General features: G+C 75.9%; 16 protein-coding genes. 5 read left to right on the top strand and 11 right to left on the bottom strand.

Features of this window, described 5'->3' with window-relative positions:
- Nucleotides 1-61: 61 nt before the first annotated feature.
- The 4 genes from IEY94_RS07930 to IEY94_RS07915 form a co-directional block, all read right to left on the bottom strand.
- Nucleotides 62-1,984, bottom strand: a complete 1,923-nt coding sequence (locus IEY94_RS07930; RefSeq protein ID WP_189169442.1) for a SpoIIE family protein phosphatase — start codon at nucleotides 1,982-1,984, stop codon at nucleotides 62-64.
- Nucleotides 1,985-2,130: 146 nt separating this feature from the next.
- Entirely contained in the window at nucleotides 2,131-2,853 is a 723-nt protein-coding gene (locus IEY94_RS07925) for a GAF and ANTAR domain-containing protein (RefSeq protein WP_189169441.1), read from the bottom strand.
- A gap of 133 nt (nucleotides 2,854-2,986) precedes the next feature.
- A complete protein-coding gene (locus IEY94_RS07920) occupies nucleotides 2,987-3,460 on the bottom strand; it encodes an STAS domain-containing protein (protein ID WP_189169440.1) in 474 nt (157 codons plus the stop codon).
- Between the two features lie 305 nt (nucleotides 3,461-3,765).
- Nucleotides 3,766-5,352 carry a DHA2 family efflux MFS transporter permease subunit gene (locus tag IEY94_RS07915; protein WP_189169439.1) on the bottom strand — a complete coding sequence of 529 codons (1,587 nt, stop codon included), beginning with the start codon at nucleotides 5,350-5,352 and terminating at the stop codon, nucleotides 3,766-3,768.
- A 459-nt stretch (nucleotides 5,353-5,811) separates the two neighbouring features.
- Between IEY94_RS07915 and IEY94_RS07910 the strand changes: the two genes are divergently transcribed.
- Together IEY94_RS07910 and IEY94_RS07905 are read left to right on the top strand one after the other, a co-directional pair.
- Nucleotides 5,812-6,573 carry a hypothetical protein gene (locus tag IEY94_RS07910; protein WP_189169438.1) on the top strand — a complete coding sequence of 254 codons (762 nt, stop codon included), beginning with the start codon at nucleotides 5,812-5,814 and terminating at the stop codon, nucleotides 6,571-6,573.
- 38 nt (nucleotides 6,574-6,611) lie between these two features.
- Nucleotides 6,612-7,835 carry a hypothetical protein gene (locus IEY94_RS07905; RefSeq protein ID WP_189169437.1) on the top strand — a complete coding sequence of 408 codons (1,224 nt, stop codon included), beginning with the start codon at nucleotides 6,612-6,614 and terminating at the stop codon, nucleotides 7,833-7,835.
- Nucleotides 7,836-7,957: 122 nt separating this feature from the next.
- Here IEY94_RS07905 and IEY94_RS07900 read toward each other — a convergent pair whose 3' ends face one another.
- Both IEY94_RS07900 and IEY94_RS07895 read right to left on the bottom strand, forming a co-directional pair.
- Entirely contained in the window at nucleotides 7,958-9,169 is a 1,212-nt protein-coding gene (locus IEY94_RS07900) for an MFS transporter (protein WP_189169820.1), read from the bottom strand.
- 71 nt (nucleotides 9,170-9,240) lie between these two features.
- A complete protein-coding gene (locus tag IEY94_RS07895) occupies nucleotides 9,241-9,681 on the bottom strand; it encodes an SRPBCC family protein (protein ID WP_189169436.1) in 441 nt (146 codons plus the stop codon).
- A 137-nt stretch (nucleotides 9,682-9,818) separates the two neighbouring features.
- Between IEY94_RS07895 and IEY94_RS07890 the strand changes: the two genes are divergently transcribed.
- Both IEY94_RS07890 and IEY94_RS07885 read left to right on the top strand, forming a co-directional pair.
- The gene (locus IEY94_RS07890; protein ID WP_189169435.1) at nucleotides 9,819-11,618 is read left to right on the top strand and encodes a glycoside hydrolase family 15 protein; all 1,800 of its coding nucleotides are present in this window, start codon (nucleotides 9,819-9,821) and stop codon (nucleotides 11,616-11,618) included.
- A 10-nt stretch (nucleotides 11,619-11,628) separates the two neighbouring features.
- Nucleotides 11,629-12,336 (top strand): dienelactone hydrolase family protein, encoded by a 708-nt coding sequence (locus IEY94_RS07885; RefSeq protein ID WP_189169434.1) that lies wholly within the window; start codon nucleotides 11,629-11,631, stop codon nucleotides 12,334-12,336.
- Between the two features lie 57 nt (nucleotides 12,337-12,393).
- Here IEY94_RS07885 and IEY94_RS07880 read toward each other — a convergent pair whose 3' ends face one another.
- Together IEY94_RS07880 and IEY94_RS07875 are read right to left on the bottom strand one after the other, a co-directional pair.
- Nucleotides 12,394-13,332 (bottom strand): hypothetical protein, encoded by a 939-nt coding sequence (locus IEY94_RS07880; protein WP_189169433.1) that lies wholly within the window; start codon nucleotides 13,330-13,332, stop codon nucleotides 12,394-12,396.
- A 1,734-nt stretch (nucleotides 13,333-15,066) separates the two neighbouring features.
- Nucleotides 15,067-15,942 (bottom strand): DMT family transporter, encoded by an 876-nt coding sequence (locus IEY94_RS07875; protein WP_189169432.1) that lies wholly within the window; start codon nucleotides 15,940-15,942, stop codon nucleotides 15,067-15,069.
- Between the two features lie 289 nt (nucleotides 15,943-16,231).
- Between IEY94_RS07875 and IEY94_RS07870 the strand changes: the two genes are divergently transcribed.
- The gene (locus IEY94_RS07870; RefSeq protein ID WP_189169431.1) at nucleotides 16,232-16,810 is read left to right on the top strand and encodes a TetR/AcrR family transcriptional regulator; all 579 of its coding nucleotides are present in this window, start codon (nucleotides 16,232-16,234) and stop codon (nucleotides 16,808-16,810) included.
- Between the two features lie 39 nt (nucleotides 16,811-16,849).
- On the opposite strand, the gene IEY94_RS07865 is transcribed toward IEY94_RS07870, so the two are convergent.
- The 3 genes from IEY94_RS07865 to IEY94_RS07855 all read right to left on the bottom strand — a co-directional run bounded on the left by IEY94_RS07865 (nucleotide 16,850) and on the right by IEY94_RS07855 (nucleotide 18,836).
- Nucleotides 16,850-17,620, bottom strand: coding sequence for a signal peptidase I (locus IEY94_RS07865; RefSeq protein ID WP_189169430.1), 771 nt, complete (start codon nucleotides 17,618-17,620; stop codon nucleotides 16,850-16,852).
- Between the two features lie 10 nt (nucleotides 17,621-17,630).
- Nucleotides 17,631-18,155 (bottom strand): hypothetical protein, encoded by a 525-nt coding sequence (locus IEY94_RS07860; protein WP_189169429.1) that lies wholly within the window; start codon nucleotides 18,153-18,155, stop codon nucleotides 17,631-17,633.
- 66 nt (nucleotides 18,156-18,221) lie between these two features.
- Entirely contained in the window at nucleotides 18,222-18,836 is a 615-nt protein-coding gene (locus tag IEY94_RS07855) for a hypothetical protein (protein ID WP_189169428.1), read from the bottom strand.
- Nucleotides 18,837-18,989 lie beyond the last annotated feature (153 nt).

Here is an 18,989-nt window from a genome sequence, read left to right as displayed (position 1 = left end):
TCTCATCCATCGCGCCGGCGCCAGTCGGCCCACTCGCCCATGATCACCCGCTCGGCGCCGGTCAGGGGGTCGGCGGCAGCCCCACCAGGACCAGCACGTGGTGCGCCGGCGTCCCCGGCGGCGCGACCAGCGCCAGCCCGCGCCGGTGCCGCCGGCACTCCGCGCTCAGCCGGTGCAGCACCTGCACCGCCGCGCTGGACAGGTGGTCCACCGCGGTCAGGTCCACGGTCACCGACCGGGTGCCGCCGCGCACCGCCAGCGTGAGCTGGGTGTCCAGCCGCCCGGCGGCGACCAGGTCCAGCGTGCCGCGCACCCGCAGGCACGGCGTCGGGCCGTCGATCAGGACCAGCTCCGCCGGCTGCGTCGCGGGGTGGCCGAGCTGGGCCGAGCTGGCCGTGCCGTCGGCCCGCAGCGGCGCCGGGCGGCGCAGCCGGCGGCGCAGGGTGACCGTCGTGCCGACGCCGTCGTGGTCGGCGGTCAGCTCCTCGACGAAGTCCGCGGCCAGCGCGAGCCCGTGCCCGCGCCCCGGTGCCGGTACCGCCGGCGACCGCCACTGGCCCCGGTCGGCGACCGTGACCAGCGCCTCGCCGGCGGCGTTCAGCGCCGCGGTCACCCGCAGCTCGCCGCGGCTCGCGGGCGGGTACGCGTGCTCGATCACGTTCGCGCACAGCTCGCCGACGGCGTGCCGCAGCGCCAGCCGGTCGTGGTCGCCCGCGCCCACCCCGCCGAGCCAGGCGTCCAGCTCGGCGGCGACCGTCCGGGCGGCGGCCGGCTCCGCCGGCAGGTGCAGGCTGAGCGGCGCCGGGGCCGTGGTCCGCTGCACGGCGAGCAGCGTGATGTCGTCGGCGTACCCCGTCCAGGTCATCATCTCCAGCGTCAGCCGGCACACCCGGTCCGGCAGCCGGGTGTCGGCCTCGCTCAGCGGCGGCCGGCGGACCGCGTCCGCCACCACCGCGCCGAGCTGCACGTTGCTCGCCGCCACCGCCCGGCCCGGCCGCTCGACCAGCCCGTCGGTGAACAGCAGCAGCAGGTCCCCGACCGCGAGCTGCGCGGTCCCCACCGGATACCCCGCGCCGGTGGCCAGCGGCTGGCCGCCCGTCGGGGCCAGGAACCGCGGGTGCTCGCCGACCGCCAGCACCAGCGGCGGCGGGTGGCCGGCGGTGCAGTAGCGCAGCTCGCCCGTACCGGGGTACAGCACCGCCGCGCACACCGTCGCGGCGCCGGCCCCGCCCACCGTCCGGGCGTACCGGTCGGCCGCGGCCAGCGCCTCCGGGATGTCGGACCCGCTGAGCAGCCGCTCGCGCAGCACCGCCCGGAGCTGCCCCATCACCGCCGACGCCCGGACGCCGTGGCCGACCACGTCGCCGGTGACCAGCGCCACCCCGCCGTCGGCCAGCGGGAGCGCGTCGAACCAGTCCCCGCCCGCCCCGCCGCCGACGTCCGCGAGCTGGTAGCAGGCGGCCAGGTCCAGGCCCGGCAGCACCGGCACCTCGGCCGGCAGCATCACCCGCTGGAGCGCGGTGACGACCTCCCGGGTCCGGGTGAACCGGCGCTCCCACAGCGCGGCCTGGTTGCGGAAGTCCTGCTGCTCGCGGACCCGGTCGGTGACGTCCACGCCGACCGACATGACGCCGCGGATCCGCCCGTCGTCGTGGTACCACGGGGTGAGCCGGAAGCTGAAGAACCGCTCGACGACGTCGCCGTCGGCGTCGGTGAACTGGGTCCGCCAGTCCTCGGCCACCACCGGGTCGCCCGTCGCGTACACCCGGGCCACCTCGGCCAGGTACTGCGCCCCGGCGATCGTCTCCACCGCCGGCCGGGCCGCGTCGCCCAGCCGGAACAGGTGCCCGACCGCGTCCCGGGTCCCCCGGTTCCAGGCGCGCACGACCAGCTCCGGGCCCTCGAACGCGAGGATCAGGGTGGGCACCTGATCGAACGCCGATGCCGCCGCGAGCACGTCGTCGGCCGACAACTGATCTTCCATCGTCACATCCGGTCTTCACGGTCCGTGCGGTCTTCGGCGGTCGGGGCGGTCCTCGGCGGGGTGGGGTGCGGTCTACGGCGGTGGGTGCGGCGTCCGGGCGGTCCCCCGGGGCGCGCGGCGTCCGCGGTCGTCGCGCGGTGCCGGGGTCAGCGCGGGCCCGGCAGGTCGCCGATCTCCGTCACCTCGTGCGCGATGTCCCGCAGCTTGCGGTTCAGGTGCTGGCTGGCCCGGCGGAGCTGCTCGAACGCCGCGTCCGAGGTGATCCGGCGGCGGGCCATGAGGATGCCGATCGCCATCCCGATCTGCCGGCTGCTGCGAAGCGCCAGCGTCAGGTCGGCGGCCTGCGCCCGGTACCGGACGCCGCGCAGCGCCAGCGACGCGAACGCGGCGAACAGCGACGCCACGCCCACGTCCATGTCGCCGAAGGCGCGGGGGCGCTCGGCGTAGAAGCTCAGCGCGCCGCGGTCGTCGCCGTCCAGGTGCAGCCGGACGCAGCACATGCTGCGCACCCCGGTCGCGACGACGGCCCGCTGGGCGAACTCCGGCCACTGCAACTCCAGCGCCAGGTCGTCGGTCCGCCGCACGTCGCTCTCGGTGATCGCGTCCAGGCACGGGCCCTGGCCCGTCTCGTACTGCAGCGCGTCCACCCGGCGCGGCACCTCACCGGTGCTCGCCAGCGTCTGCGGCCGCCGGGTGCCGCAGACGAACGTCAGGGCCGCGTGCTGTGCGTTCGGCACCGCCTCGGCGGCGAACCGGACCAGCCGGCCGGCGTCCAGCGAGTCCGCGCCGACGGCGGCCAGGACGTCCGCGAGCTGGCCGAACTCGGTCGCCACCTCGCGCAGTGGCAGGGCATGGTTGACCTCACGCATGTGCACCTTCGTCACCTACCGACGCCGACCGACGGGGGTGCGACGTGATCATCGTTCACGTCCGCCCGGGGAGCACAGTGTGCCAAACCCGGCCGCTCCGCCGCCGCACCGCGCGTCGGTCGGGCGCGCGGGCTCACCGGCACGCCACCCCGGCCAGGTCGAGAACCCGCCGGCACTCGCCCCGGGCGCCGGTCAGGACCAGCCGGCTGCCGCGGCGCCGCGCGTGCGCGTCGGCGGCGACCAGAGCGGACACCCCGGCCGTCCGCAGTGCCGTAACCCCGGCCAGGTCGCAGCGGACCTCGGCGGCGTTCTCGGCGGCGTGCCGCAGCACGGTCTCCAGCAGGGGCGCGGTCCCGGGCTCGACGACGCCGCGCAGCAGCACGACGATCGTCGGGGCGGACCCGCCGGGCGGGTCGGCGACGACGCAGTCGATGGCCAGGGCGGGCGGGGTGCCCGGCGTGGACGCGGCCCGGTTGACCGGCCAGGGCGCGGTCCGGTTGCGCTGCGCCGACGGGTGCCGGGACGACGTGTGCGGCGCCGCGTACCGGGTCGGGTGCTGCGTCGATGGGGGCGCGGACGGGTTCGCGCGGATCACGCTCTCGGTCAAGACACAGTCCTCCCACCGTTGACGGAGGGCACGTGGCTGGACCCGGTGCGCATCCTATCGGCGGTCGCCGGTACCCGCCACTGACACCGAATGGGGTCCGACGGAGGCGATACGTCCCGCGGGTGACCCCCACGCCGCGGGCGCGCGGCATCGATCACGGATGCCCCTCGAACCCCACCCGAACGACACCCCCACCCCGCCCGCGCCGACCCGGCTCAGCCGGGATCACCGGCGGGCGGCGCTGCTGGGCCCGGATGCACCGATGCCCCGGGACCCGTGGGGGTTCCGGGGCATCGGGTTCGTCGTCAGTGCAGCAGGGCGGCGGGGGTGGCGGGGTTCTCCTGGTCGTCGTCCAGCAGGTGCGAGGGCTCGCGCTTGCGGGGCAGGAACGAGATCGGGATGAAGGTCAGCAGCACCACCGCGAACGCCACCCAGAACGTCGTCGCGAACGACTCCGCCACGAAGTCCAGGCCGCGCTGGACCAGCGGTCCCGCGTTCGGGAACTGCTGGAGCAGCTCCGGCTTCTGCCGCGTCGCGATCGCCAGCCCCGCCTCGGTGACCGGCTTGCCGGACGCCGGGTCGACGGCGCCGGGGATCACCGCGGAGTCGTTCAGCCGGCTGGTCAGGATCACCGACATGATCGCGGCGCCGCACGAGCTGCCGATCTGCTGGATGATGTTCAGCAGGGTGGAGCCGCGGGCGACCTCGTGGTTGGTCAGCGTCTTCAGCGCCGAGGTCATGATCGGCATCATCGTGCCGCCCATGCCCAGGCCCATGACGAACAGCGAGCCGCAGAGCAGCACGTACGAGGTATCGGCGTCGACCTGCGTGAAGCCGAAGAAGCCCAGCGCGATGAGCGCGAGCGCGAACGGCACCGTCCGCCCGACGGGGACCTTGTCGGCGAGCATGCCGGCGATCGGCATGGTGATCATCGCGCCGATGCCCTGCGGGGCGATGAGCAGCCCGGCGGCCAGGGTCGACTCGCCGCGCACCTGCAGGAAGTAGCTCGGGAACAGCAGGCCGGCGCCCATGAACGCCACGATGAACACGAACATCGACAGCGCCGCGACGGTCAGGTTGCGGTTGCGGAACAGCCGCAGGTCGAGCAGCGGGTGCCGCGGCTTGAACGAGTACAGGACGAACCCGATCACCAGCGCCGCGCCGGCCAGCATCGTCGCCCAGACCTTGGTCGCGGTGATCGTGCCGGTGTCCGGGATGGAGGAGACGCCGTACAGGAAGAGGGCCAGGCCGGGCGAGAGCATGAGCATGCCGAGGACGTCGAACGACTCGGACGGCTCCGGCGAGTCCTTGGGCAGCGCCAGCGCGGCGTAGATCAGCGCGACGGCGCCGATCGGCACGTTGATCAGGAAGATCCAGTGCCAGGTGTACGAGTCGATCAGCCAGCCGCCGAGGATCGGGCCGCCGATCGGGCCGAGCAGCATCGGGATGCCGAGGATGGCCATCAGGCGGCCGATCCGGTCCGGGCCGGCGGCGCGGGTCATGATCGTCATGCCGAGCGGCATGAGCATGCCGCCGCCGAGGCCCTGGAGCACCCGGTACGAGATGAGCTGCTGGATCGAGTCGGCGGTGGCGCACAGGCCGGAGCCGATCGTGAACAGCGTGAGCGCCATCATGTACAGCCGCTTGGTGCCGAACCGGTCCGCGGCCCAGCCGGTCAGCGGGATCACGGTGGCCAGCGCCAGCGTGTACGCGGTCATGGTCCAGGCGACCTCGGCGTACGTGGCGTCGAACGTCTCCTGGAACGTCGGGAGCGCCACGCTGACGACGGTGATGTCGAGGATCGACATGATCGCGCCGAGGACGATGACGCCCGCGATCTTGAGGACGGCGCTGTCGATCTTCTGCGTCGTCGCGGCTGGTGGGTTGTTCACGAGCGATCTCCTAGTGCTGGCCGGATGGCGGCACGAGTGTCGCACCGGGGTGCGACAGCGGGCATCCGAATTCGCGATGCGGGTACGTTCTGACCGTTTTCCGGAGGTGATGCCGCCTTTTCGGCCGAGCGCGGCACCACCGGTGAGCGGTGGGTGGCTTTCGGGTTCGCCATTTTTTCGGGTTCGCCATTGCGGAATGCGCAGGTCACGGCCCGCCTGGCGACTCTAGCAAGCCGCGTCGGCCCGACCGTCGTCGATAGCCGAACGCGCACTCTGCCGCGCCCCAATGCGCCGGTGCGGCCGCCTCCGGAAAAAGCAATGCACGTCACAATTCCCGCGGCCATTCGCACCGTGCGCACGCGCGCCGTACCGCGCGGTACACAGCGGACGGGTGTAACAAGCGGGGTCGATGGGAACCGTGGGGACTGTGAGTCGTCGGGACCGTTCGAGGAGGACGCCGTGAGCACCACCGGAGTCATCATCCTGATCGTCGCCGTCGCGGTGGTGCTCGCCGTGGCGTTCGTCGGTCTCCACTGGTACCGCCGCGAGCGGCTGCGCCGGGTCTTCGGCCCGGAGTACGACCGCGCGGTGGCCGAGGCCCCCAGCCGGCGCGACGCCGAGGAGGAGCTGCGCGACCGCGAGCGCCGGCATGAGGAGCTGGAACTCCGGCCGCTGTCGCCGGACGCCCGCCGCACGTACGTCCAGCGGTGGAGCCGGATCCAGGAGCAGTTCGTGGACGATCCGACCGGCGCGGTCGGCGCCGCGGACGAGCTGGTCACCACGGTGATGGGCGAGCGGGGCTACCCGACCGAGGGGTACGACCAGCAGGTCGCCGACCTCTCCGTCGCGCACGCCGACACGCTGTCGCACTACCGGTCCGCGCACGAGATCAGCGAGCGGTGCGCCAACGGTACGGCGTCCACCGAGGACCTGCGGATGGCGCTGGTCCACTACCGGGCGCTGTTCACCGCCCTGCTGGGCGACGACGACCGGCCGTCGGCCCCGGCCCCGCGGGCCGCGACCCCCGCCGACCGGGCGGACGCCGACCGCGACGCCGCGCGCACGGACCGCGACGCCCCGGGTACGGACGCGGTCGACCCGGACCCCGCGCACCGGGATGACCCCGCGCACCGGGACGACGCCGCGCACCGGGGCCGGGCGGCCGCGCCGGCCGACGAGGTGGGCCGCCGCCGGACGCAGCGGCAGCACGCCGCCCACTGACCCCGCCCCGACACCCGCGATCGTCGAGAGGACACGCCATGACGACCCCCGCCCAGCAGCACAAGCCGATCCCGCGCCAGCCGGACCGCGACAACCGCACCCCCGCCACCGAGGTCCCGGCCCAGCGCGACCGCGCCGACGCCGCCCGCCCCCCGGTACCGGGTGACCGGGCCGACAACCGCGGCGACGCCGCCCGCCCGCCGGTGCCCGGGGAGCGCGGCCGCGCACCGGTCCCCGGCGAGAACGGCCGTCCGGCGGCCCCCGGCGAGCACAGCCGTCCGTCGACCCCGGGCGAGGACAGCCACCGGCCGAACCCGGGCGGGGAAAGCCGCAAGCCCGGCGGCGAGTCGGGCCGGCCCGGCCCCGGCGACGAGGTGGACAAGCCCGGCCCGGGCAGCGACGTCCCCCGCCCCGCCGACGCCTCCGGCCGCGCCGCGGTCGACCACGCCGCCAAGCCGGACTCGACCGGCGAGGCCAAGGTCGACCACGCCGGCAAGCCGGGTCCGCTCGGTGAGGCCAAGGTCGACCACAACGGCAAGCCGAACCCGGCCGGGGAGGTCCGGACGAGCGCGGGCAGTGCGGCGGTCGGCTCCGCCCCGGCGGCCAAGCCGATTCCGGGCGGCAGCGCGGCGGACCACGCCGGCAGGCCGGCGACGGGCGGCGAGGCTTCCCGCCCCGGGCCGACCGGTAAGCCGGTCGCGGCCGGCGGCGACGCCGGCCAGCCGGTCGTCGGCGACCGGGCCGCGGACCCCGCCGCCGAGCGGACCGGACCGCTCACCGCGAAGGACGACGCACCCGACACGGCGACCGCGGCCGAGCGGGGCCACCGCACCGGCGCGACCGGCGACAAGGACGACGTGATCAACCAAAACAAGATCGACCAAGACAAGATCAATCGGGACAGGATCAATCAGGACGGGAGCAACCGGGACGGCGCCCGCGACACCGTCGCCCGCGGCCGTACCGACGCCGGCGCCGCGCCGGACCCCGCCCGGACCGGCCGGGACAACGCCTGGCAGCCCGAGCGGGACGAGGACGTCGACCGGCGCTGGCGCGAGGTGCAGGCGACGTTCGTGGACGACCCGCGCGCGGCGTTCGAGGAGGCGGGCCGCCTGCTCGACCAGGCCCTGCGCGACTACACGACCAAGCTGCGCGGCCGGTACGACGAGATCGCCGGCGCGGTCGGCGACGACGCCGACACCGAGCGCCTCCGGGTGGCGCTGCGCGACCAGCGCGCGCTGCTCACCCACCTGACCCGCTGACCGACCACCGACGACACCGGCGCGGCGACCCCTCGGGGCCGCCGCGCCGCACTGTCCACCCCGGACTCGCGGCCCTGACCCGCCGCCCCGCCGCCGGCCCCGCCTCCCGGCGTCGCCGCCGGTCAGGGCGTCGGTTCGTAGCGGAGGGTGCGGACCGAGCGCGACGCCAGCATCGCCAGTACCGCCAGCAGCATCACCCCGGCCGCGACGAGCAGCGCCTCCCGCCGCCCCAGCAGCCCGGCCAGCGGACCCGCCGCCACCTGCCCCAGCGGGATCGCGACGAACGAGCCCAGCATGTCGTACGAGTACACCCGGGCCAGCCGGTCCGCCGGGATGTTGTCCTGCACCGACGTCTCCCACGCCACCCCGAACTGCTCCACCGCCACCCCGGCCACGAACGACACCGGTACGAGCACCAGCACCGACGGCGCCACCGCCAGCGCGGCGACGAACGGCACCCAGGCCAGCATCGCCACGCAGCCGTACCGCAGCAGCCGCCGGACCCGGACCCGCAGCGCGACGACCGCCCCGGCCGCCATGCCGGCGGCGTTCGCGGCCAGGATCAGCCCCCAGTTGCCGCGGCCGAAGGTGTCGTCGGCGAGGGTCGGGCCGAGGACGTTCACCGCCCCGGCCCACGCGGCGTTCAGCACGCCGAACGTCGCCACCACGACCCACAGCCAGGTGCGCCCGGCGAACTCCCGCCAGCCGACCCGCAGGTCGTGCCGGGCGCCGGCGGACCGCGCGGCCCGCACCGACGGGACCCGGAGCAGCGCGAACAGCACCAGGCCCAGCGCGAACGCCGCCGCGTCCACGGCCAGCCCCCAGCCCGCGCCGAACGCGGCCACCAGGACGCCGCCCGCGGCGGCGCCGCCGATGGTCACGCTGGTCACGCCGAGGCGGCCGAGGGCGTTGGCCTGCTTGAGTTCGGCCGCCGGCACGGTCTGCGGGAGCAGCGCGCTGCTCGCCGGCATGGCGAACGCCGAGACCGCGCCGTTGACCGCGGACAGCGCCACCAGCAGCGGGATCGTGGCCTGCCCGCCGAGGACGAGCGCCGCGATGGCGCCCTGGGTGACGGCGGCGAGCGCCCCGGACCCGACGAGGATGAGCTGCCGGGGCAGCCGGTCGGCGAGCAGGCCGCCGGCGAGCAGGAAGACGACGTTGGCCAGGGACCGGGCGCCGACGACCAGGCCGAGGTCGGTGGCCGAGCCGGTCAGGTCGAGGACGGCGAAGGCCAGCGCGATCGGCGCGACGGAGTTGCCGGCGACGGTGACGAGCCGGCCGGCGAGCAGGAAGCGGTACGGGCGGTGGCGCAGCGGCCCCAGCAGCGCCCGCATCGTCACCCCCGCGACTCGATCCCGAGCCGCGAGCGTACGTAGGGGCGGCCGGTCCGGGCCAGCCGAATAATTCAGCGCGAATCGGGCGGAGGTGGCGCCTCGCAGTGCCGGCGCAGGCCCGCCAGCTCCCGTTCCAGGTACCGCTGGGTCAGACCACGCCACAGCCGGCCGGCGAGCGGGCCGAGCGGGCCGCGCTGCTCCAGGGCGTTCTCCACCGCGGTACCGCCGCCGGGGGCCGCGCCGACCCGGTGCGCCGCGACCGTGAGCAGCCCCGGGCCGCGGGCCGTCCAGGTGAACGACTCGCCCTCGACCAGCTCGGTCACCTCCCACACCGCCACCGGCAGCCGCGGCTGCCGGACCCGGGTGCGGCAGCCGACGCGCAGCGGGCCGGGGTCGAGCCGCTCGACCGCGGTCACCGTCGGCGTCCAGCCGGGCCAGCCGGCCACGTCGGCGTACACCCGCCAGACGGCGGCCGGGTCGGCGGCGATCGCGGTCCGGGCGGTGAACAGCATGCGCCCACCGTACGCCCGCCGCGACCCGGGGTTTGGGCGGTGGGGCGGCCGGGGTACGGGCATCCATCGGCGCCCGCGCGACGGGCGGCCGGCGGATCGGGAAGGCAGCGGGCGATGGACGAGCGGGACGGTGCCCCGTGCCGGGGCTGATCGAGGACTACGCCGTCATCGGCGACCTGCAGACCGCCGCGCTCGTCGGCCGCGACGGCGCGATCGACTGGCTCTGCCTGCCGCACTTCGACTCGCCCGCCTGCTTCGCCGCGCTGCTCGACGACGACCGGGCCGGGACGTGGCGGATCGCCCCGGCGGGCGGCGGGCCGGCGACCCGGCGGCGGTACCGGGAGGACACGCTCATCCTGGAATCCGAGTGGGACACCGCCGGCGGCCGGGTCCGGGTCACCGACCTGATGCCGCCGCGCGGGCGGGCCGCCGACCTGGTCCGGATCGTCGAGGGGCTCGCCGGGCGGGTGCCGATGCGGATGGACCTGCGGCTGCGGTTCGACTACGGGCGGGTCGTGCCGTGGGTGCGGCACCCCGACGACCTGGTCGCGGTCGCCGGCCCGGACGCCGTGTGGCTGCGCACCGACGCGCCGCTGCGCGGCGAGGACCTGACCACCGTGTCGGAGTTCGCGGTCGCCGCGGGCGAGCGGGTGGCGTTCGTGCTGACCCACCGGCCGTCGCACGAGCCGCGGCCCGAGCCGGTGGACTGGCGGACGGCCGTCGCCGACACCGAGCGGTACTGGCACGAGTGGATCGCCGGCTGCCGGTACGAGGGGCGGTGGGCGCCGGCGGTACGGCGGGCGCTGATCACGTTGAAGGCGCTGACGTTCGCGCCGACCGGCGGGATCGTGGCCGCCGCGACGACCTCGCTGCCGGAGGAGCCGGGCGGGTCGCGGAACTGGGACTACCGGTACTGCTGGCTGCGCGACTCCACCTTCACCCTGCAGGCGCTGCTGGAGACCGGGTTCGCCGAGGAGGCCGCGGCCTGGCGCGAGTGGCTGCTGCGGGCCGCCGCCGGCGACCCCGCGGACCTGCAGATCATGTACGGCCTGGACGGCACCCGGCGCATCCCCGAGTACACCCTGGACGGGCTGGCCGGCCACGCCGGCTCCCGCCCGGTCCGGATCGGCAACGCCGCCGCCGACCAGCTCCAGCTCGACGTCTGGGGCGAGGTACTCAGCAGCCTGCACCTGGCCCGGCACGCGGGCGCCGAGCCGGGCGCCGACGCCGACTGGGACCTCCAGCGCGCCCTGCTCGACTTCCTCGAGGGCAACTGGCGGCGCGCCGACAACAGCCTGTGGGAGGTACGCGGGCCGCGCCGGCACTTCGTCCACTCCAAGGTGCTCGCCTGGGCGGGGTTCGACTGCGCGGTGGCGGCCGTCCGCCGGCACGGGCTGCCGGGGCCGGCCGACCGGTGGGCGGCGATCCGGGACGAGATCCACGCCGAGGTGTGCCGGCGCGGGTACGACCCGGCCCGCAACACCTTCACCCAGTACTACGGCTCGGCCGGGCTGGACGCCGCGCTGCTGCTCCTGCCCCGGGTCGGCTTCCTGCCGTGGTCCGACCCGCGGATGGTCGGCACGGTCGAGGCGATCCAGCGGGAGCTGTGCGACGAGGGGCTGGTGCGCCGGTACCGGCCGGAGCACCCCGAGCACGTCGACGGGCTGCCCGGCGGCGAGGGCGCGTTCCTGGCCTGCACGTTCTGGCTGGTCGACGCCCTGCACGGCGCGGGCCGGACGGCCGAGGCGGAGAAGCTGTTCGCGCGCCTGCTGGACCTGCGCAACGACGTCGGCCTGCTCAGCGAGGAGGTCGACCCGGCGACCGGCCGGCACCTGGGCAACACGCCGCAGGCGTTCAGCCTGGTCGGGATCATCAACTCCGCCCGCCGGCTCAGCGGGGCCCAGCCGGCCGGTTTCGGCGCGGGCGGCGGCGGGTAGCGCCCCGCACATGGGTACCGGTACGGCCGTCGCCGTACCCGCGGCGGGCGTCCGCCTCGACGGCGACCTGGCGGTCCCGGCCGGGGCGGTCGGGGTGGTGCTGTTCGCGCACGGCAGCGGCAGTTCCCGGCACAGCCCGCGCAACCGGGCGGTGGCCGCCGCGCTCGCCGGGTACGGCCTCGGCACGCTGCTGGTCGACCTGCTCACCCCGGCCGAGGAGCGGGTGGACGAGCGGACGGCGGAGCTGCGCTTCGACATCGACCTCCTCGCCGACCGAGTGGTGGGCGCGGTCGACTGGCTGACCGACGCCGGAGCCGGACGCTCCGCCGCGGCCGTCCCCGGCTGCGGGCATCGCGGCGCGGGCGCCGCGGCCGGGCTGCCGGTCGGGTTGTTCGGTGCGAGTACGGGTGCCGCGGCGGCGCTGGTCGCGGCGGCGCGGCGGCCGGCGGCGGTCCGGGCGGTGGTCTCCCGCGGCGGGCGGCCGGACCTGGCCGGGCCGGCGCTGCCGGCGGTCCGCGCGCCGACGCTGCTGCTGGTCGGGGACCGGGACACCGAGGTGGTCGCGCTGAACGAGGCCGCCCGGCGGCGGATGACCGCGCCGGTGGAGTTGCGGCTGGTGCCGGGGGCGACGCACCTGTTCGGCGAGCCTGGAGCGCTGGAGCGGGTGGCGGCGGCGGCCGGCACCTGGCTGCGCGACCACCTGCCCGACCCTGCCTGACCTGCTGCGATCGGCCTGTCGGCCCGCTCCGCCGGCCCGCCGCGACCGGCCGGCGGGTCAGGGGCGGGCCGGGGCGGCGTCCGAGGGCTCCCAGGCGATGCCGATGATGCCCGGCGGGACCGCGTTGCGGACCACGTGCGCGTCCCGGTGGGCGCCCAGCGTCACCTCCTCGCGCATCTGGTCCGGCTGGCCCTCGCGCTGGCGGAGGAAGCGCCAGCAGCGGATCGGCAGCGCGTCCGGCGCGAACCGGACCTCGACCGCCACGTGCTGCGCCTGGAACCGCAGGAAGCGGCTGTACTCGGTGTCGCTGCGCCCGCTGCTGTCCTCGACCCGGTACCGGGCGATCGCCGTCTCGCCCGGGTACAGCCGGCGGTCGAACAGCAGCTCGGCCACCACCAGCCCGTGCTCGACGTCGTGCCGCACCCGGCCGAGCCGGCAGTTGGCGAGCGCGTGGAACCGGACGGTCTTCTGCAGGTCGGTGCCGGGCACGCCGTTGTACACGGTGACGTACCGGTCGACCTCCTCCACCGCCTCCAGCACCACGACGCTCTCCACCGACGTGAGGCTGCTGTGCAGGCCGATCTCGGCGAAGTCCCACGCGCTCAGCGTGCGCAGCCGCCCGTCCCGCGAGCCGAGCTGGTCGGTCAGCGCGGTGACCGGCCCGGCGAGTTCGAGCAGGTCGGCGAAGCGGCGCGCCTCGGCGGCGGCCCTGGCGCCGGGCCCGCGCCGGCGCGGGGCGCCGAGCAGGATCACCAGCGCGCGCGGCGGCAGGCCGAGGATGCCCTCCAGCAACTCGACGGCGCGCAGCGACTCGGGTCGCTCGGGGCGGCGGCGGCCGGACTGCCACGAGCTGAGCGTGGCGATGCCGACCGGGGCACCGGCCTCGGTGAGCCGCTGGCGGAGCCGCTCCAGGGGGAGGCCGCGCGACTTGATCGCCGTCCGCAGGGCGTGGTGGAAGGGCCCGTTGCGCAGGGCGGACGTGACGTGCGGCTCCATCGAGCTCCTTCCGTTCCGTAAAACTTTACATCGAAATTCATGAATTGAATCTTGCGTTTTCGCCCTTGCGCGGCAGGAGCCGCCCCGGCCCGAATTGGCAAGTCGCGCGCATTCCGGGCCGATTGCCCCATGCCGCCGACCGGGCGACACACGCCGGGGGACCGCGCCGTCGCGGCCGGGCGGCGGCACACCCCGGCCGGGGTGTGCCGGGGTGGCGGTACCCCGGCGTCCGCGGGTGGCGGTGCGCAGGGTCGAGGGCCGGTAGGCGTGCGGTACCGGCTGTGCACGGCGCACGGCGGCCCGTGGGGAGCGGGAAACATCCACGTGTCAGCGCAGGAGGTGAATCCTCACGCTTGCCGGCGCTGCGCGGTGCCGACCGCATAGCCCCTGCTGAGCGGGGCATCCCGAGCGGGCGGGGCCGACCTTCCGGCATTGCCGGCGTGGGCGGCTACGGGCCGGGGCGGACAGGGTTGCCGCCCGCGGCGTGCGCGACGCCGGGGATCGCGGCGCGAGGGCGCGAGACAGCGAGCACACACAGGGCGGAGGAGCTACGGGGCTGCGGCGGAGAGGGCTCGGACCCGCCGCTTTACTCGGACCTGCCGCCGACAACTCAAACCTGCCGCTTACCAAGCGGCTGGCGCAAGGCGGCCGGTGCAACGGCCGGGCGGCGGATCGGTCCGGCGCGGCGATCGGCCCCGGCGGTCGGGGTGCGGTCGTCGCGCCGGCACTCGACGGTGGCCGGTACGCCGCCCGGGTGGGCGGTCGGGGTACCGGCCGGGTGGCCGGGCGCGCGCGACGCGTCGGGCGGGCGATGCGGGTGCCGCCGGACTGCCGCTCGCGCGCGGCCACGCTCGTGGTGGTGCGGTGGTGCGGTGGTGCGGTGGTACTCGTCGGGTCGACGGGGGTACGGGCCCCCGCTGCCGGGGCGGGCTCCGGTTCGGGTCGCCGCGGGCGGGTGGTGCCGCCGCGGGGTCAGCCCGCCCGGCTCATGCGCCGGTACCGATCAGGGCTGGACGGGGCCGCTGGTCGGACGGTGCCGCCACGGACCCCACGGACCCCACGGGCCCCAGTGGTGGTGGCCGTGGCCCCAGTGGTGGTGCCAGTGGCCGTGGTGGTGGCCGTGGCCGTGGCCGCAGCCCCACCCCGGGTTCGCCGAGGCGGGCGCGGCGACCGTGAGGGCCGCACCGGTCATCATGAATGCCATCGCAATGGCGGTGATGTTTTTCTTCATGGGGCCGAGCCTAACCACACAAATGCGGCGCGCGCACGGACTCGCCGAATCCGAACAAGCGTCTTCCGCGTGATGACGTCGGCCAATAAGTCTGATGTTGTGGACGGTCCCGAAATCGGCCCGCGCCCGTATCGAGAATGACCCGCTTCCCCCGCGCGGGTGGTGGATTCCCCGGCCGCTCACCCGAACGACCGGTGCGGCCCCCACCAGCGCGATAGCCCGGTCGGGTGAGCGAAACCGCCGGCGGAACGCCTTGCCGCGCAAGAAATCCGGCACCCGCCGCGGCGCTCTACTCCCGACGACCGCCCGCGCCCACCCGCCGACGCCGCGCCGCGAACCCCCGTACCCGCCCCGGACACCCGATGCCGGAGCGCGGCAGCCGTCCGGCCGCGAAATCGCATCCGCTAATCGGAAATCGTCCGGTCCGCCCGGCGCGATCGGCCCGATTTTCCGGGCCCCGAATATTCTGATGTTTCGGCGTACGGAAAACGGCTCGGAAATGATCAGCGGGCCGGCGGCGGGCCGCTGCCGCGGGGGCGGCGCAGCGAGCCGGCCGGGGCGGAGAGCAGGACCACCCCGCGGGCGGTGAGCAGCGCGGCCAGCAGCGCGACGAGCGCGCCGCCGACGGTGAGCGCGAGCGGCTGGTGCAGCAGCAGCAGGCCGATCGCCGCGGCGGTGGCCGGGTTCGCGATGGTGAGGGTGGCCAGCGGGCCGCCGAGCCCCGACCGGTACGCCGCCTGGGACAGCAGCAGCCCGGTCACCGACAGCACCCCGACGGCCAGCGCGGTGGCACCGGCGACCGCGTACCCGGTCGCGCCGGCGATGCCGGGGCCGGCGAGGCGCAGCAGGATGGTCTGGGTGAGCACCGAGGCCACGCCCGAGGCGATCCCGGACGCCGCCGCCAGCCGCAGCCCGCGCCCGCCGCCGGCCCCGGAGCGGGCCAGCGCGCCCACCACCGCCGCCGTCACCGCGGACAGCGCGAGGATCTGCGGGTCGGTCAGCGCGTGCGTCGGGGCGTCGGTGTCGGTGATCAGGACGAGCCCGGTCAGCCCCAGGACCGTCACGATCGCGCCGCGCCACTCCCGCGGGGTGACCCGGCGCCCGGCGAACGCGGCCTCCATCGGCAGCGCGAAGACCAGGGTCAGCGCGCCGAACGGCTGGACGATCGCCAGCGACCCGTACCGCAGCGCGACCGTGTGCAGCAGCGCCCCGCCGGTGTTCAGCGCCACGGTCGACCACCACGGCCCGGAGCGCAGCGGCCGCAGCAGCCCGCCGGCGCGGTGGGGCCGGGCGGCGAGCCGGGCCTGGGCGACGGCGGCGGAGGCGTACGCGACGGCCGAGCCGACCGACAGCGCCACGGCGAGCAGCAGCGGGCTCACCCGGCGCCGCCGCCCCGCCGCCGGCAGCCGGCCGGGCCGCGGCGACCCGCGGTACGGCCGACCAGCGCCACGCTCACGGCCCGATCCCTTCGTCACGATTTCGAGCGACTCGCAGCTCGCGCCCGGATCGTAGCCGGCACCGGCGGCCGCCGGCGGTGATCGCGCCGGCACGCCGCCGCCACCGATTTCCGCCCGGTCGACGAATGCCGATCATTGCACTGATCGAATCATTATTCCGGGTTCAAATTGCGCGTCGGGAAGCAAATTCGGACGCGGTACGCTACGTCCGATGGAAAACGGACTTCGGGCCAGGAAGAAGGCGGCCACCCGGCTGGCCCTGCACGAAGCGGCGCTGCGGCTGGCCGCCGAGCAGGGCCTTGATCGCGTGACCGTCGAGGCCATCGCGGATGCGGCGGAGGTTTCCCGCCGGACGTTCTCGAACTATTTCTCCTCCAAGGAGGAGGCGCTGTTCCACACCGATCAGGTGCGGATCCGGCGCCTGCTCGACCTCGTCCGCGCCCGCCCGGCCGACGAGGAGCCGTGGACCGCGCTCACCGCGGCCGGCGTCGCGCTGATCAGCGAGATCGACGAGCGGGACCCGCGCTGGCTCACCCAGCGCCGGCTGCTCCGGGCGCACCAGAGCCTCGCCGCCCACCAGGCCGCCGTGTACGGGCTGCTGGAGCGGGACCTCGCCGGCGAGATCGTCACCCGGCTCCCGGCGGACGAGGCCGAGCCGGCGCTCGCCGCCGGGGTGCAGGCGGCGGCGTTCCTGAGCGTGCTGCGCTCGGCGATCACGTACTGGCTGGACCACCCGGACCGCCCGCTCGTCGACCTGGTCGGGCAGTCCCTGGGCAGCATCCGCGCCTGATCCCCGGCGGCCGCGCCGCGGCCGCCGGGGACAGGTGGTTCAGTGCGCCGCGGGCACCCCGGCGCGCACGGCCGTCGCCGGGGCGGGCCCGCCGCCGACCAGCGCCGCCGACACCCGGCCGACCGCCGCGAGCCGCGCCCGCTCGTCCGCCGCCCGGGCCCGCTCGATGACCGCCTCGCGCTCGCGCTCCTCGGCCAGCGCCCGCTCGGCCACGGTCGCCGCGTACGCCCGCTCCGCCGCCGCGGCGGCGTCCGCGCGGTGCCGGCGGCGCAGCCACCGGCCGAGCGCGGCCGCGCCGATGAGCAGCAGCACCCCCGGCCAGACCCGGGCGGCGTTGGCGTCGCGCACGGTCCGGTTCCACATGCCGTACGCCGCGCCGACCCCCGGCACCGAGCCCTCGACCCGGTACAGGCCGGACGCGTTCAGGTCGATCGCCCACGGGTCGTCGGCGGTGTTCGCGTCGCCCCGGGTCTTCATGATCCGCTCGGGGCCGCGGTCGGTCAGCCGGACCACGCGGTGCATGACCAGCGGGTCGGCCGCGGCGGCGTCCGGCCGGCGGAACAGCACCACGTCGCCGACCCGCACCCGGGTCGACTCGACCGGCCGGGCCAGCACGAGCGCGTTGCGGTCGATCGTCGGGGACATCGAGCCGGACAGCACCGGCGAGATCCGCGCCCCGGTCAGCGTGGCCGCCACGGCGATGCCGACGAACAGCATGGTGAGCAGCAGGGCGAGGTTCAGCAGCGCGCCGAGAGCGCGGTTGCCGGCGCGGTGCCGGTGCGGGACGTGCTGCGGGGTGGTGGTGGTCACGCGCGAACTCCTATCCGTTGGTCCGATTGGCGCCGCCGACGGGCAGCGTGCCGGCGAGCGGGTCGAGGCCGACGCTCCCGGCGACCGCGACGAGCGAGACGATGGTGATCTTGAGGTACCGGGTCTGGCCGGCGGCGAGGCTGCCGTACGGGGCGGTCGGCGCGCCGGTGAGCAGCGCGTTGTCGACGAGCAGCGTGCTGCCCGAGCCGCAGGTGCCGAAGGTGGTGTTGAAGGCGACCGCGCACCGGGTGACCGTCACCCGGGTGGCGGCGGACAGCCCGGTAGCGGTCACCGGCCCGGCGAAGGACGCCGCCGTGGGCCCGGTGTTGGTGAGGGTCGCGTACCCCGTCGCGGTGAACAGCGCGAACGGCACGTCCAGCCTGGCCCGGGCCGGGTCGGCGCCCCCGCCGGCGAACGCGTACGTCGCCCGGGCCATCCCGATCGTCCCGCTCCGGCTGGCCGTCGACGCGCCCCAGCCCGCGACGGCGTCGGCCGGCGCGGCGGGGGCGAGGACGGCGACCAACGCCGGCAGCACGCCCGCCACCGCACCCCGCCCGAATCGGGCGGGGGCGGCGCGGTGCGGGCTGCCGGCGGCCATGGGTCAGCCCCCGGTGCGGTCGCGGTTGCCCGAGGCGACGGTGGTGCCGCTGATGGTCACGTCGACGGCGCCGTCCTTGCCCTGGAACGTGAGCTGGTCGGCGGCCGCGCTGAGCTGCACCCGGTACCGCAGGTGCTTCACCGCGCCGGCGGCGAGCGTGCCGAGCGAGATGCTGCCGGCCGAGTGGGCGTCGGTGGCCGCGGCCAGCGCGGTGGTGCTGCCCGAGCAGGAGCCGTTGCCGGCCCAGGCGACCGAGCAGGCGTCGATGGCGAGCTGGAGCCCGCCGGCCGCACCGAGGTCGCCGCTGCCGGACACCGCGGCGCTGAACGTCTCGCTCAGCTCGCCGGTGTTGGTGAGGGTGGCGTACCGGTACAGGTAGTCGCCCGGCAGCATGTTCGCCGCGCCGGTGCTGAACGTGGTGCCGTTGGTGTCGACGTGGGTGAGGCCCACGGCGGCGGTGTCGTTCGTACCGCCGTGCACGTCCACCGCGCTGCTCCAGGAGGCGAACACGCCGGCGCTGGTCAGCAGCGCGCCGCCGGCGGTCAGGCCGGAGACGGTCAGCCAGCCGACCGTCTTCGTGCGGGCGGTCAACGCGTTCCGGATCATCAGACGTGCCATGCTGCTCCCCGTTGTCGGCCATTCGGCGCGGGGGTGTCCCCCGCTTGGCCCTCCCATCGGCGCCGGAACGCCGCCTGTTGGGGAACCGCGGTTGCCGAATGGTTGCGAATCGGGTCCCGCCGGGTTGGCGGACGGGGCACCTTAATGATCATG

The organism is Pilimelia anulata (assembly GCF_014647895.1).
Lineage (GTDB): Bacteria > Actinomycetota > Actinomycetes > Mycobacteriales > Micromonosporaceae > Pilimelia > Pilimelia anulata.
This window is presented reverse-complemented; position numbering and strand designations above follow the sequence as displayed.

Coding starts and splice junctions, on each gene's coding strand:
- IEY94_RS07930 (WP_189169442.1), bottom strand. CDS start 1,984: ATGGAAGATCAGTTGTCGGCCGACGACGTGCTCGCGGCGGCATCGGCG.
- IEY94_RS07925 (WP_189169441.1), bottom strand. CDS start 2,853: ATGCGTGAGGTCAACCATGCCCTGCCACTGCGCGAGGTGGCGACCGAG.
- IEY94_RS07905 (WP_189169437.1), top strand. CDS start 6,612: ATGACGACCCCCGCCCAGCAGCACAAGCCGATCCCGCGCCAGCCGGAC.
- IEY94_RS07900 (WP_189169820.1), bottom strand. CDS start 9,169: ATGCGGGCGCTGCTGGGGCCGCTGCGCCACCGCCCGTACCGCTTCCTG.
- IEY94_RS07895 (WP_189169436.1), bottom strand. CDS start 9,681: ATGCTGTTCACCGCCCGGACCGCGATCGCCGCCGACCCGGCCGCCGTC.
- IEY94_RS07885 (WP_189169434.1), top strand. CDS start 11,629: ATGGGTACCGGTACGGCCGTCGCCGTACCCGCGGCGGGCGTCCGCCTC.
- IEY94_RS07880 (WP_189169433.1), bottom strand. CDS start 13,332: ATGGAGCCGCACGTCACGTCCGCCCTGCGCAACGGGCCCTTCCACCAC.
- IEY94_RS07870 (WP_189169431.1), top strand. CDS start 16,232: ATGGAAAACGGACTTCGGGCCAGGAAGAAGGCGGCCACCCGGCTGGCC.
- IEY94_RS07855 (WP_189169428.1), bottom strand. CDS start 18,836: ATGGCACGTCTGATGATCCGGAACGCGTTGACCGCCCGCACGAAGACG.